Origin of the sequence: Streptomyces sp. NBC_01716, assembly GCF_036248275.1 — a bacterium.
Classification (GTDB): Bacteria; Actinomycetota; Actinomycetes; order Streptomycetales; family Streptomycetaceae; genus Streptomyces.
Genome location: NZ_CP109181.1, coordinates 7,107,439 through 7,121,422, shown reverse-complemented (window position 1 = coordinate 7,121,422; position 13,984 = coordinate 7,107,439). Strand labels below are relative to the sequence as shown.

11 protein-coding genes are annotated in these 13,984 nt (G+C 68.8%); 5 read left to right on the top strand and 6 right to left on the bottom strand.

All coding sequences use genetic code 11. The annotated features are described in order from the left end of the window. Nucleotides 1–102: 102 nt before the first annotated feature. Nucleotides 103–423: a ferredoxin gene (locus OIE74_RS31385; RefSeq protein ID WP_329389630.1), complete on the top strand. Its 321-nt coding sequence runs from the start codon at nt 103–105 to the stop codon at nt 421–423. Between the two features lie 73 nt (nt 424–496). Here OIE74_RS31385 and OIE74_RS31380 read toward each other — a convergent pair whose 3' ends face one another. From OIE74_RS31380 to OIE74_RS31370, 3 genes are all read right to left on the bottom strand, one after another. Continuing rightward, complete coding sequence (locus tag OIE74_RS31380; protein WP_329389628.1) at nt 497–1,090, bottom strand: hypothetical protein; 594 nt, start codon at nt 1,088–1,090, stop codon at nt 497–499. Between the two features lie 184 nt (nt 1,091–1,274). Beyond that, entirely contained in the window at nt 1,275–2,177 is a 903-nt protein-coding gene (locus OIE74_RS31375) for a tRNA (adenine-N1)-methyltransferase (RefSeq protein ID WP_329389626.1), read from the bottom strand. 53 nt (nt 2,178–2,230) lie between these two features. Further along, the gene (locus tag OIE74_RS31370) at nt 2,231–3,517 is read right to left on the bottom strand and encodes a site-2 protease family protein (RefSeq protein ID WP_329389624.1); all 1,287 of its coding nucleotides are present in this window, start codon (nt 3,515–3,517) and stop codon (nt 2,231–2,233) included. A gap of 69 nt (nt 3,518–3,586) precedes the next feature. Here OIE74_RS31370 and OIE74_RS31365 point away from each other — a divergent pair, with 69 nt between their 5' ends. After that, on the top strand, nt 3,587–4,489 hold the full coding sequence (locus OIE74_RS31365; RefSeq protein ID WP_329389622.1) for a RecB family exonuclease: 903 nt from the start codon (nt 3,587–3,589) through the stop codon (nt 4,487–4,489). An 86-nt stretch (nt 4,490–4,575) separates the two neighbouring features. Then, on the top strand, nt 4,576–5,247 hold the full coding sequence (locus tag OIE74_RS31360) for a response regulator (protein ID WP_023542799.1): 672 nt from the start codon (nt 4,576–4,578) through the stop codon (nt 5,245–5,247). Nucleotides 5,248–5,319: 72 nt separating this feature from the next. On the opposite strand, the gene OIE74_RS31355 is transcribed toward OIE74_RS31360, so the two are convergent. From OIE74_RS31355 to metH, 3 genes are all read right to left on the bottom strand, one after another. Further along, the gene (locus OIE74_RS31355) at nt 5,320–6,924 is read right to left on the bottom strand and encodes an ABC transporter substrate-binding protein (RefSeq protein WP_329389619.1); all 1,605 of its coding nucleotides are present in this window, start codon (nt 6,922–6,924) and stop codon (nt 5,320–5,322) included. A gap of 465 nt (nt 6,925–7,389) precedes the next feature. Then, complete coding sequence (locus OIE74_RS31350) at nt 7,390–8,091, bottom strand: HAD family hydrolase (RefSeq protein WP_329389617.1); 702 nt, start codon at nt 8,089–8,091, stop codon at nt 7,390–7,392. Nucleotides 8,092–8,427: 336 nt separating this feature from the next. After that, complete coding sequence (metH, locus tag OIE74_RS31345) at nt 8,428–11,949, bottom strand: methionine synthase (protein ID WP_443076289.1); 3,522 nt, start codon at nt 11,947–11,949, stop codon at nt 8,428–8,430. A 239-nt stretch (nt 11,950–12,188) separates the two neighbouring features. Between metH and OIE74_RS31340 the strand changes: the two genes are divergently transcribed. Further along, a complete protein-coding gene (locus tag OIE74_RS31340; RefSeq protein ID WP_329389613.1) occupies nt 12,189–12,953 on the top strand; it encodes an IclR family transcriptional regulator in 765 nt (254 codons plus the stop codon). A 227-nt stretch (nt 12,954–13,180) separates the two neighbouring features. Further along, nucleotides 13,181–13,972 carry an MIP/aquaporin family protein gene (locus tag OIE74_RS31335; protein ID WP_329389611.1) on the top strand — a complete coding sequence of 264 codons (792 nt, stop codon included), beginning with the start codon at nt 13,181–13,183 and terminating at the stop codon, nt 13,970–13,972. The last annotated feature ends 12 nt before the right edge of the window (nt 13,973–13,984 follow it).

Genomic DNA, 13,984 nt, shown 5'->3' with positions numbered 1-13,984 from the left:
ATCGGAAAGCGGCCGGTTGTATCGTCGAAGTGTTCAACACCCGTCCGGGCTGGCGCGACTTGCCCGAGATTGCCTCACCCCAAGCAGGAAACGGCAGGAGATATGACCGTGCAGCAGCAGGTTCCGACAGACGCCGTCACCGAGGGCTCCGAGCCGCTCGAAGTCTGGATCGACCAGGACCTCTGCACGGGTGACGGGATCTGTGCCCAGTACGCCCCTGATGTCTTCGAGCTCGACATCGACGGCCTCGCTTATGTGAAGAGCGCCGACGACGAACTTCTCCAGTCCCCCGGGGCCACCACGCGGGTGCCGCTGCCCATCCTCAGGGATGTCGTCGACTCGGCGAAGGAATGCCCGGGTGACTGCATTCATGTACGGCGCGTTTCGGACAGTGTCGAGGTGTACGGCCCCGACGCGGAATGAGCCTCCCCGCAGGCTCCTGAGTTAGAGGTTACGCCGTCGGCGCGGCAATGGTGAGATCACCTGAGGTGACCGGTCAGACGCTCCGCGATTCGTTCTGTGCGCCTTCGCTCCGTACGAAGGCGCCGTTCTTCCACTCCCAGGTGGGGTGGGTCTCCTCGTCGGGGCAGCAGCCCGGTACGTCGGGTCCCGAGTAGCCGAGCAGCCGGGCCCGGACGACGCCGTCGCTCATCTCCAGGTCGGCCACGCTCTGCCGGTCGGCCGGGTCCACGAGCGTCGCGACGATACGAGGGGCACCGCCCTCCTTCGTGGCCGTGAGGACGTACAGACCGCTCGGCGGGGTGCCGGATCCCGCGTCGCAGCGGGCGGCGGCCACGGTCTCGGGGCTGCCGTCGCCGTCGAGGTCTCCGGTGGCTTCCTTCGTAACCAGCGCTTTCGCGCCACCGCACTCCAGTGGGAAGTCCACGGCGGCGGTGTCGGGCGCGGGCAGGGGTGCCGTGTTCGGCGCGGTGCGCGCGGTGGGTTCGGAGCCGGGCTGGTCGGCCGTGGCGGCGTCGGGCTGGAGCAGACCGGCGAAGGCCACCACGGCGGCCATCGCGGTGGCCGTGGCGAGCCAGTGCACCGGACGCGGCTGGGTGTGCGCGAGGTCCGGGACGTCGGAGATCTGCACGCGGTGACTCCTGTGAAGGCGGTGCCGGTGGGGGTGGCGTGAATGGTGCCACACGTCACAGTGCGGTGGAACAGCGGGGTCCGTAAGGCCAACGTAAAGACTGCGCCGCCGAGTTCGCGTCGGGTGGACGTGAACTCGGCGGCGGTGGTGTCGTGTTGTGAGGGGTGACGAGGGCTCAGCGGGCTCAGCCTCGGGAGCCGCTGCCGCTTCCCGGGCCGTCGTAGTCCTCGCCGTAGGCGCCCTTGGAGGGGCGGCGGCGGCGCAGGGGCGGCTCCACGCCGTCGGCGAGACGGCGGGCGGTGATCAGAAAGCCGGTGTGGCCGATCATGCGGTGGTCCGGGCGTACGGCGAGTCCCTCGACGTGCCAGTTGCGGACCATCGACTCCCAGGCGGCCGGTTCGTTGAACGAGCCGTGCTCCCGGATGGTCTCGACAGTGCGGGCGAGCTGGGTGGTGGTGGCGACGTACGCGCAGAGGATGCCGCCGGGTACGAGCGCCTTCGACACGGGCTCGACGCACTCCCAGGGCGCGAGCATGTCGAGGATGACCCTGTCCACCTCGGTGTCGGAGAGGTTGTCCTGGAGGTCGCCGACGGTGAGCTGCCAGGCGGGGTGCGGTCCGCCGAAGTAGCGCTCCACGTTCTGCCGGGCGATGTCGGCGAAGTCCTCGCGGCGCTCGTAGGAGTGCAGCATGCCCTGGTCGCCGATGGCGCGCAGCAGGAAGCTGCTGAGCGAGCCCGATCCCACTCCCGCCTCGACGATGCGAGCGCCGGGGAAGATGTCGGCGAAGGCCAGGATCTGGCCCGCGTCCTTGGGGTAGACCACGGCGGCGCCGCGGGGCATGGACAGGACGTAGTCGGGGAGCAGGGGGCGCAGCGCGAGGTAGGCGACGTTTCCCGTGGTGCGGACAACACTGCCCTCGGGAGCACCGATCAGCTCGTCATGGGGGAAGGAACCCTTGTGGGTGTGGAAATTCTTCCCCGCTTCGAGCGTGAAGGTGTGGTGGCGTCCCTTGGGGTCGGTGAGCTGGACCTGGTCCCCGACCTTGAAGGGGCCGCGACGACGGGCGGCACCGGTCGGTTCGGACATGCGGTCAGACTACCTGCTCCATTTGGGCCTTCCTCACCTGGCTTGACCGGCCCTCACTTGCTGTCGGGCCTGGCCATGGCGGCGACGAAGGCGCGTTCCACGTCGGCAGTCGACAGGACTCCGTAGATCTCGCCGGTCTCCTCGACCACCAGGTACTCGGTGGCGGGGCTGGCCCTGAGACGGTCGAGGAGCGCTTCTCCGGCGAGTTCGGCGGGGACCTTCATCCCGTCGGTGAGGTCCTGGGCGAGGCCGCTCACGGCGACCCAGGGGCGGCGGTGGATCGGGACGCCGACGATGGCCGCCTCGCGGACCAGCGCGGTCGGTTCGCCCTGGCCGTCGACGACGACGAGCGCGCGGGCTCCGGCCTCGTTGGCGCGGCGCAGCGCCTCGGAGAGCGGGGTGGCCGATTCGACGGGGACGGCGCGCCGGGTGAGGGCGCGGGCGCGCAGGTCGGGCAGGTGTTCGCGCAGGCGGGCCATGCGCAGGCTGTTGCCGGCACCGGTCCAGATGATCGCGGCGAGGATGGCGGCGAGGAGCGCGTCGGTGACGGTCTCCACGCCGCCGATGTCCTTGGTCGAGTTGCCGAGTGCGCCGGTGTGGGTGAGCAGGGGCAGGCCGATGAGGACGGCGACGGCGAGTGCCCTGCCGACCCAGGCGGCGGCGACGGTGCCGGTCATGGGCTTGCCGGTGATCTTCCAGACGACGGCGCGCAGCATCCGGCCGCCGTCGAGCGGCAGGCCGGGGAGCAGGTTGAAGGCGGCGACGATGAGGTTGGAGATCATCAGGCCGGCGAGGAGGACGCCGGGCACGGTGCCGGGTTCCACGGCCAGCATCGTGAGGTAGAAGAAGCCCGCGAGGACGAGGGAGAGCAGGGGGCCGACGAAGGCCAGCATGAATTCGCGGCCCGGGGTCTCCGACTCCTTCTCGATCTCGGAGACGCCGCCGAAGAACTGGAGCTGGATACGGCGGACGGGGAGTTTGTAGCGCAGCGCCACAACGGTGTGGGCCAGTTCGTGGACCAGTACGGAGGCGTAGAAGGCGACGGCGAAGAAGAGCGCGACGAGATAGCGGACACCGCCGAGCTCGGGCAGCACCCGGTCGAGCTGGCCGCCGAAGACCCAGGTGATCAGGGCGGCGACCAGGAACCAGCTGGGGGCGACGTAGACGGGCACGCCGAAGGGACGGCCCATCAGGATCCCGCCGCCGGGGTCTTCGGGCCGCTTGCGCTTGCCGCCGGGGGGCACGTCCTCAGGACCGGACCGCGGCCTCCTGCTCTCGCCGCTCTCGTCGTCCTTGTTCACGTCATCCCTTCGTTGCGGCACCGTCGCTCGCTCGATCATGCTGTTCGCGAGGGTCTTACGTCGATGGTATTCCGCTCGCTGTCAGTGGCGGGCCGTAGGGTCTGCGTCATGAGTACGAGTCAGCAGCCCACTTCGCTGTCGCCGTCGCGTGCGAGCGACTTCATGCAGTGCCCTCTGCTGTACCGGTTCCGGGTGATCGACAAGCTGCCGGAGAAGCCGAGCGAGGCGGCCACCCGGGGGACGCTGGTGCACGCGGTGCTGGAGAGGCTGTTCGACGACCCCGCTGTCGAGCGTACGGCGCCGCGGGCCAGGTCGATGGTTCCCGGGCAGTGGGACCGGCTGCTGGAGTCGAGACCGGAGCTGGGCGAGCTGTTCGCGGGGGACGAGGGCGGGGAGCGGCTGGCGGGCTGGCTCTCGGAGGCCGAGCGGCTGGTGGAGCGGTGGTTCTCGCTGGAGGATCCGACGCGGCTGGAGCCGGCGGAGCGTGAGCTGTTCGTGGAGACGGAGCTGGAGTCGGGGCTGCGGCTGCGCGGGGTGATCGACCGGGTCGATGTGGCGCCGTCGGGCGAGGTGCGGATCGTGGACTACAAGACGGGGAAGGCGCCGCGTCCGGAGTACTCGGAGGGCGCGCTGTTCCAGATGAAGTTCTACGCGCTGGTGATCTGGCGGCTCAAGCGGGTGGTGCCGCGCCGGCTCCAGCTGGTCTATCTGGGCAGCGGCGACGTGCTGACGTACGACCCGGTCGAGGCCGACCTGGAGCGCGTGGAGCGCAAGCTTCTGGCGCTCTGGGACGCGATCAGGCAGGCCACGGAGACGGGCGACTGGCGGCCGCGGCCGACGAAGCTGTGCGGCTGGTGCGACCACCAGGCGGTGTGTCCGGAGTTCGGGGGCACTCCGCCGGTGTATCCGCTGACGGTGCCGCCGCGGCGGGGCGCCGAGCCGCTTGCCGTTCCGGAGGCGGTCGGCGCTGCCGGGCCGGTGGCTTCCGCCGAGCCGGCTCAGGGGGCGTAGCGGGAAGAGCGGCGTGTGCCCGCTGGGGTCGCGGCCGGGCGCTCAGGGCAGAATGGACCGGGATCAGTCCCACCGAAGGAGATCCCGTGGCCATCCGCGTCCTACTGGTCGACGACCAGCCACTGCTGCGCACCGGCTTCCGGATGATCCTGGAGGCCGAGCAGGACATCGCCGTCGTCGGCGAGGCCGGGGACGGCCTCCAGGCGATCGACCAGGTCCGGGCGCTCCAGCCCGATGTCGTACTGATGGACATCCGGATGCCCCGGATGGACGGCGTCGAGGCGACCCGTCAGATCACCGGTCCCGGCAAGGACGGTCCGGCGAAGGTGCTGGTGCTGACCACGTTCGATCTGGACGAGTACGTGGTGGAGGCGCTGCGCGCCGGGGCCAGCGGGTTTCTGCTCAAGGACGCGCCCGCCAACGAGCTGGTGCAGGCGATCCGGGTGGTGGCCGCCGGTGAGGCGATGCTGGCGCCGAGCATCACCCGCAGGCTGCTCGACAAGTACGCGGACCATCTGCCGTCCGGCGACGAGCAGGTGCCGGACACCCTGCACACGCTGACCGAGCGCGAGGTGGAGGTCCTCAAGCTGGTGGCGCGCGGGCTGTCCAACGCGGAGATCGCGGCGGACCTCTTCGTGAGTGAGACGACGGTCAAGACGCATGTGGGTCATGTGCTCACGAAGCTGAGCCTGCGCGACCGGGTGCAGGCGGCCGTGTACGCGTACGAGAGCGGTCTGGTCCGTCCGGGCGCCCAGTAACCGGTCGTACGGAGAGGTCCCCGGCATCACGTCGATGCCGGGGACCTCTCTGTATGACGACGGTCGGGCCGGTCAGACCGCGCTGCCGGTGCCCAGCTCCCAGAGCAGCAGTTCGCCGGAGGGGTTGAGGGCCCACTCGACACCGGAGATGTCGTCGGCGGCGGCGACGTACTGCTTGCCCTGCCAGAGCGGCAGTACCGGAACGTCCTCGGCAACGATGTCCTGCATGTCCGAGAAGGCCTTGGCCGCGGCGCTGCGCTCGGCCTCGCTGCGCGACTGCGGGATCAGTTCCTTGATCACCTTCTGGTTCGCGTACGGCGCGTTGAGGAAGTTGTCCGTGTCGAGGAAGGGCGCGATGTAGTTGTCCGGGTCGGGGAAGTCGGGGAACCAGCCCATGCCGTAGACGGTGTACTCACCGCGCGTCTGGGCGGGCCGGAACTTGGCCCACTCGGCGCCCTTGGTGTCCACCTGGAAGAGCCCGCTGGAGTTGAGCTGCTCCTTGAGCATCTCGAACTCCTTGGCGGTGGCCTCGCCGTAATGGTCGGTGGTGTAGTGCATGGTGAACTTCACCGGCGTCTGCACACCGGCGTCTTCGAGGAGCTTCTCGGCCTCGGCCCGGTTCGGCTCCCCGTACTTGTTGAAGAACGAGTTGGTGTGCGACGTGACGGTCGCCGGGATGAGCGAGTAGAGCGGCTCGGCCGTGGAGCCGTACACCTCGGAGGCGATCTGGCCGCGGTCCACGAGGGAGGCGACGGCCTGGCGTACGGCCTTCTCCTTCCCCACCGGCTCGTCGGTGTCGAAGGCGAGGTAGCGGATCTCCAGACCCGGCATCTCGGTGAGCGCGACGCTGTCCTTGGGCTTCGCGAGCATCTGCTCGATCTGATCGGGGGCCATGGTGCGGGCCATCACGTCGATCTCACCGGAGTCGAGGGCCTTGCCCATGGCGGCGGCGTCGGCGTACGAGCGCAGTTCGACCTTGCTGTTGCGGAGCTTGAGGTCGCCCTTGTACGAGTCGTTCTTGGTGAAGACCGCCTTGACGATCTTGTCGTCCTTCACCTCGGCGTTGAACTTGTACGGGCCCGAGCCGCTCAGGTCGAAGCCGTCACGGAGCTTCTTGCCTTCGTACGACTCCGGGGAGACGATGCCGGCGACGGGCGTCGAGAGCTTGTACGGGAACGTGGCGTCGGGGGTCTTGAGGTGGAAGATGACCTCGGCGTCGCTGGGCGTCTCGATCGTGTCGATGTTCGCGAGCAGGCCCACCGCGCCGGCCTCGGAGTTGATGTCGATGACCCGGTCGATGGAGAACTTCACGTCCTCCGAGGTGACCTCGGTGCCGTCGGCGAACTTGAGCCCGTCGCGCAGCTCGCAGCGGTAGCTCTCGTTCTGGTTGTCGGAGAAGCGGCAGTTCGACGCGGCCTCGGGAACGGGGGCGCCGCCGCCGCGCGGGACGTGCATCAGCGTCTGGAGGGTCTGGCGCAGGATGTTCCAGGAGCCTGCGTCGTACGCGAACGCCGGGTCCAGGGGCGCCGGGGACTCCTTGGTGGCGGTGAACTGGTCGGTGGTGCCCACGACTATGGCCTCACCGTCGTCCGACGAGCTGTCCGAGCCGCCGCAGGCGACGAGCACCGGGGCGAGCAGACCGGCCACAACCGGCAGCACGAGACTCTTGCGCTTCATCCTGGACGTACTCCCTCATCCGAACACCATGCGATACACCGGTGGCTGAGAATTCCGCGACGTGATTGACCGTCGGATCACACCATTGAGGCGGCGAACGTGTGGCGAAAGTTCTCGCGACGAGATTAGTCGGCGGGTGCGGACGTCCTGAACCGGGCCTGCTTCGGGCCTCATCGCAAAGTGATCAGGGATTGCCGTGAAGCGGTATCAGGACGCCAGAATCATTCACACATAAAGCCATAAAACCGGGCACATGGATGCCCGTAACGGCGCGGCGAACGGGCCACCCGGAGCCCTCGAACGGGCATGGCCGCCAGCGGCGACAGGACGGGGAGTGACCAACATCACTCGCGCTCAATTGAGGCCCCTCGTGATCATTCGCGCAATGATCAACAAGGAGTCCCGGAGCGTGTATACGAAGCCACCTATTGTCGATAGTTTCAGGGGCCACGCTCTGTATGCGTATCAGTGTTGATGCGTGATCAGACCACGCAGGAATACCAGATCGACCTCTTCGAGGGACTGCACGATCACCCGTCCCGCGGCGGCCGCGATGGGCGCGACCGAGGGCACCGCGACCACGCGGCAGCCCGCCGCCTCGGCCGATGCCACACCGGTCGCCGTGTCCTCGATGACGGCGCATCTCGCGGGGGCGGCGCTCAGCCCGCGCGCGGCGAGCAGATACGGGTCGGGGTGCGGCTTGGTGTTCAGCACCTCGTCACCGGCCACGGTGAGGGAGAAGTGGTGGCGTCCCACGGAATCCAGCACCCGGTCGATGATGCGCCGGTGGGACGCGGAGACCAGGGCCGTGGGCACGCCGTGGTGGGCCAGCTCGGCGAGGAGCTTGGCGGCGCCGGGCATCAGCGGCACATCGGCGCCGATGCGCTCCTCGAAGCGCTCGTTGAGCAGCACGGTCAGCTCGGCGAGGGTGATGTCGGCGCCGGTGGCCTCGATGAGATAGCCGGCGCTCCTGGTCATCGGTCCGCCGACGACCACGTCCCGCCAGGCGTCGTCCAGGGGGTGGCCGAGGTCCTTGAAGACCGCGACCTCCGTGTCCCACCAGAAGCCCTCGGTGTCGACCAGGGTGCCGTCCATGTCGAGCAGAACGGCCTGAAGGGCGGATCCTTCGGCCGTGCGGGTCATGGACGCGGGAACCGTACTGGTCATCCGGCACACCTCCGAGAGGGACGAGAAGGCCGGTCGCCTTTCCTGACGGGATTCCCGTCGGGTCCGGCAACCGGCCTGCACTGGGCCGACCAGTGTACGGCTCGGCCACGCGAAGTGCGCGGTCAGCGGCTTGCCGCGCCGTGCGGTGCCCCGGCCGGCCTAGGGCGTGTTTGAGAAGTAGCGTCGTCCGCCCATCGGGCGGGGCCCACGGCGTCTGGTGCGTGCGATCGCAAGGCGGAGGATCATCCTCGTACTGGACGTACTTGGATGACTCCGACAACGCAGCGAGCGCGCGTGCCAGGCGTCGTGGGCCAGACGGGACTTCTCAAACACGCCCTAGCGCGCGTTGAAGTACTTCGCCTCGGGGTGGTGGATGACGATGGCGTCCGTGGACTGCTCGGGGTGGAGCTGGAACTCCTCGGACAGCTCGACGCCGATCCGGCCGGGCTCCAGAAGGCCGGCGATCTTGGCGCGGTCCTCCAGGTTGGGGCAGGCCCCGTAGCCGAGCGAGAAGCGGGCGCCCCGGTACTTCAGGGCGAACATGTCCTCGACCTCGGACGGGTCCTCGCCGGCGAAGCCCAGCTCGGAGCGGACGCGGGCGTGCCAGTACTCGGCGAGGGCCTCGGCGAGCTGGACGGAGAGCCCGTGGAGTTCGAGATAGTCCCGGTAGGCGTTCTTCTCGAACAGCTCCGCCGTCGCGCCGCCGATCTTCGAGCCGACCGTGACGACCTGGAGTCCGACCACATCCGTCTCGCCGGACTCCTCGGGGCGGAAGAAGTCGGCGAGGCAGAGCCGCCGCCCGCGCCGCTGCCGCGGGAAGGTGAAGCGGGTGCGCTCCGAGCCGTCCTCGCCGAGCAGGATGAGGTCGTCGCCCTTGGAGACGCAGGGGAAGTAGCCGTAGACGACGGCCGCTTCGAGCAGGTTGTCCGTGTGGAGCTTCTCCAGCCAGCCCCGCAGCCGCGGCCGGCCCTCGGACTCCACCAGCTCCTCGTAACTGGGTCCGCCCTTGCGGGACTCCTTCAGCCCCCACTGCCCCTTGAACAGCGCGCCCTCGTCCAGCCAGGACGCGTACTCCTTGAGCTGGATGCCCTTGATGACGCGGCTGCCCCAGAATGGCGACTCCGGAACGGGGTTGGTCACCGACACGTCCGAGCGGACCGCGCCCTCCTCCGGACGCTCCTCCACCACCGCCGTGGCGGCGGGCCTGACGCGGCGCTGCTTGAGGTCGGGCAGTACGGCTCCGGGGACGCCGCGCTTGATGCCGATCAGCGCGTCCATCAGCCGCAGGCCCTCGAACGCGTCGCGGGCGTAGCGGACCTCACCCTCGTAGATCTCGTGCAGGTCCTGCTCGACGTAGGCGCGGGTCAGGGCGGCACCGCCGAGGATGACGGGGAAGTCGGCCGCCATCTTGCGCTGGTTCAGCTCCTGGAGGTTCTCCTTCATGATCACCGTGGACTTCACCAGCAGCCCCGACATCCCGATGACGTCCGCCCGGTGCTCCTCGGCGGCTTCGAGGATCGCGGAGACGGGCTGCTTGATACCGAGATTGACCACGGTGTAGCCGTTGTTGGAGAGGATGATGTCGACGAGGTTCTTGCCGATGTCGTGCACATCGCCGCGCACCGTGGCCAGCACGATCGTGCCCTTGCCGACAGCATCTTCGCCATCGGCGACTTTCTCCATGTGCGGCTCCAGGAACGCCACCGCCGTCTTCATCACCTCGGCGGACTGGAGCACGAACGGCAGCTGCATCTGGCCGGAGCCGAACAGCTCGCCGACGACCTTCATGCCGTTCAGCAGGGTGTCGTTGACGATCTCCAGCGCGGGACGCGCCCGCAGGGCCTCGGTGAGGTCGTCCTCCAGACCGTTCTTCTCGCCGTCGATGATGCGCCGCTCCAGGCGCTCGTTCAGGGGCAGCGCCAGCAGTTCCTCGGCGCGGCCGTCCTTCATCGACTTGGTGTTGACGCCCTCGAACAGCTCCATCAGCCTCTGGAGCGGGTCGTAGCCCTCTTCGCGGCGGTCGTAGATCAGGTCGAGCGCGACCTTGACCTGCTCCTTCTCCAGCCGGGCGATCGGCAGGATCTTCGAGGCGTGCACGATGGCCGAGTCCAGGCCGGCCTTCACGCACTCGTCCAGGAACACCGAGTTGAGGACGATGCGGGCGGCCGGGTTGAGGCCGAAGGAGATGTTGGACAGACCGAGTGTGGTCTGCACCTCGGGGTGGCGCCTCTTCAGCTCCCGGATCGCCTCGATCGTCGCGATGCCGTCCTTGCGCGACTCCTCCTGACCGGTACAGATCGTGAACGTTAGGGTGTCGATGAGGATGTCCGACTCGTGGACGCCCCAGTTGCCGGTCAGATCGGCGATCAGCCGCTCGGCGATCGCGACCTTGTGCTCGGGGGTACGGGCCTGGCCCTCCTCGTCGATGGTGAGCGCGATCAGCGCCGCCCCGTGCTCCACCGCCAGTTCGGTGACCTTCACGAAACGGGACTCGGGCCCGTCGCCGTCCTCGTAGTTGACCGAGTTGATGACCGCTCGCCCGCCGAGCTTCTCCAGCCCGGCGCGCAGGACCGGCAGTTCGGTGGAGTCCAGCACGATCGGCAGCGTGGAGGCGGTCGCGAACCGGCCGGCGAGTTCGGCCATGTCGGCGACACCGTCCCTGCCGACGTAGTCGACACACAGGTCGAGCAGGTGCGCGCCCTCGCGGATCTGGCCGCGCGCCATCTCCACGCAGTCGTCCCAGCGCCCTTCGAGCATCGCCTCACGGAACTTCTTCGACCCGTTGGCGTTGGTCCGCTCGCCGATCGCCAGATACGAGGTGTCCTGCCGGAACGGCACGCTCTGGTAGAGGGAGGCCACCCCCGGCTCCGGCTGCGGCACCCGCTCCGTGATGCCGGCCCCGCGCACCCGCTCCACCACCTGGCGCAGATGCTCCGGAGTCGTACCGCAGCAGCCGCCCACGAGCGAGAGTCCGTAGTCGCGTACGAAGTTCTCCTGCGCGTCCGCGAGTTCACCGGCGGACAGGGGGTAGTGCGCCCCGTCCTTGCCGAGGACGGGCAGTCCGGCGTTGGGCATGCAGGAGAGGGGGATACGGGAGTGGCGGGCCAGATACCGCAGGTGTTCGCTCATCTCGGCGGGGCCCGTGGCGCAGTTCAGACCGATCATGTCGATGCCGAGCGGCTCCAGCGCCGTCAGCGCGGCGCCGATCTCGGACCCCAGCAGCATGGTGCCCGTCGTCTCGACGGTCACCGAGCAGATGACCGGCAGCTTCGTGCCGGTGGCGTCGAGGGCGCGCCGGGCGCCGAGGACGGCCGCCTTCGTCTGGAGCAGGTCCTGCGTCGTCTCGATCAGCAGCGCGTCGGCGCCGCCGGCGATCATGCCCTCGGCGTTGCGCTGGTAGGCGTCGCGCAGCGTCCGGTAGTCCACGTGCCCCAGCGTCGGCAGCTTCGTGCCGGGACCCATCGAGCCCAGCACCCAGCGCTGCTGTCCCGTCGACACCGTGAACTCGTCGGCGGCCTCGCGGGCGATACGGGCGCCTGCCTCGGAGAGTTCGAAGACCCGCTCGGGGATGTCGTACTCGGCCAGAGCGGCGAAGTTCGAGCCGAAGGTGTTCGTCTCCACGCAGTCGACACCGACCGCGAAGTACTCCTCATGGACCGAGCGCACGATGTCAGGGCGGGTCACATTGAGGATCTCGTTGCAGCCTTCCAGGTTCTGGAAGTCCTCCATCGTCGGGTCCTGGGCCTGGAGCATCGTGCCCATCGCGCCGTCGGCCACCACCACACGGGTGGCGAGCGCCTCGCGCAGCGCTTCGATTCGGGTCCGGCTGTCGGCGGAAAGGCTGGAGGACGGGGCCATGAACATACTCCCGGGGATGCGACGGCTGTCGGCTTTGCGCCTTCCGGTGGAAGGGGCACCCGGCAAGCGTAGCGGTGCACGGCTCCGTACGGCGTTTCCGTACCACGGGGCGGACTGTCGCCATGAGGCGGACTGTCATGTCCCTGCCCGGGGAAGGAATCCGGTGACCTTCGAGGGGAGTCGGCATGGGCCCATAATGTTCAGCATTGCCGAACGACTGTGTAGTGGAGGCCCGGCCGATGGCGAAGAGTATTCAGTCGCTGCAGCGCGCGGCGGCGGTGCTGCGGCTCCTGGCCGGCGGTGAGCGCAGGCTCGGCCTGTCCGACATCGCCTCCTCGCTCGGGCTGGCCAAGGGTACGGCGCACGGCATTCTCCGTACGCTCCAGGCCGAGGGCTTCGTGGAGCAGGACGAGGTCTCCGGCCGCTATCAGCTGGGCGCCGAGCTGCTGCGGCTCGGCAACAGCTATCTGGACGTCCATGAGCTGCGGTCCCGCGCCCTGGTGTGGACGGACGATCTGGCGCGGTCCAGCGGCGAGAGCGTGCATCTGGGGGTGCTGCACCTGGAAGGCGTACTGATCGTGCATCACGTCTTCCGGCCCGACGACAGCCGACAGGTCCTCGAAGTGGGCGCGATGCAGCCGCTGCACTCCACAGCTCTCGGGAAGGTGCTCGCCGCGTACGACCCGGTGGCCCGCGGCGAGGCCGTCAGGGGCGCCCGCGAGGAGCTCACCACACGCACCGTCACCGATCTGGAGCAATTCGAGGCGATTCTCGAATTCACCAGGTCGCGAGGGTGGGCGACGGACGTCGAGGAGACCTGGGAAGGGGTGGCCGCGGTGGCCGCGCCGATTCACGGCAGGCGCCGGATGCCGGTCGGAGCCATCGCTCTCACCGGCGCGGTGGAACGGCTGTGCGAAGGCGGCGAAGTCCGCCCGGAGCTGATCACGGCGGTGCGCGAATGTGCCCGTTCGGTGTCCAGGGATGTCGGCGCCGGGCGGTTCTGAACCGGATGGCTGATGATCTGAGAAGTACAAGGTTCCGACTGCGGAGCCCTTGACGATGTATCCATCGCAGGATGACACTGCCGTTCAACGGTCGGCATTGTCGAACATTGATCGGCAGATCATCCTGAGTGCACGACAACGCCAAGGGCCGGCAACGCCCTTAACCGAGGGCGCGGACCATCGGTGTGAGCCGCGGGTCTGCCTTCCCCTGGACGAAGGAGTCTCGGGTGTCTCACTACGACATCTTCATCGGCGAGATGGTCGGTACCGCGCTTCTGCTGCTGCTCGGTGGTGGTGTGGTGGCGGGCGTCGTCCTCAAGCGCTCGAAATCGCACGGCGCCGGATGGGTCGCCATCAGCTTCGGCTGGGGCCTCGCCGTTCTCACCGGCGCCTATCTCGCCACCGGCGTCTCCGGCGCGCATCTGAACCCCGCGGTCACCCTCGGTCTGGCGATAGCCGGCACGACGCCGTGGGGGGACGTCCCCCTCTACATGGCGAGCCAGCTGCTCGGCGCCCTCATCGGCGCCACCCTGGTGTGGCTGACGTACATGGGGCAGTTCAAGGCGCACCTGACCGACCCGGAGATCCTGGCCGCGCAGCCGAGTGTCGAGGGTCTGGTCGACCAGAAGACCGCGCCCAAGGCCGGTCCGGTCCTCGGTATCTTCTCGACAGGCCCGGAGATCCGGCACACCGTGCAGAACCTCCTCACCGAGATCATCGCCACCTTCGTCCTGGTGATCGCGATCCTCACGCAGGGACTGAACAACGAGGGCAACGGCCTCGGCACGCTGGGCGCGCTGATCGTCGCACTGGTCGTCGTGGGCATCGGCCTCTCGCTCGGTGGCCCCACCGGATACGCCATCAACCCGGCACGTGACCTCGGCCCCCGCATCGTCCACGCCCTGTTGCCGCTGCCCAACAAGGGCGGCTCCGACTGGACGTACGCCTGGATCCCCGTCGTGGGCCCGCTGCTCGGCGGCGCCGCCGCGGCCGGCTTCTTCAACTGGGCCCTCAAGTAGGCCCCGCCTTCC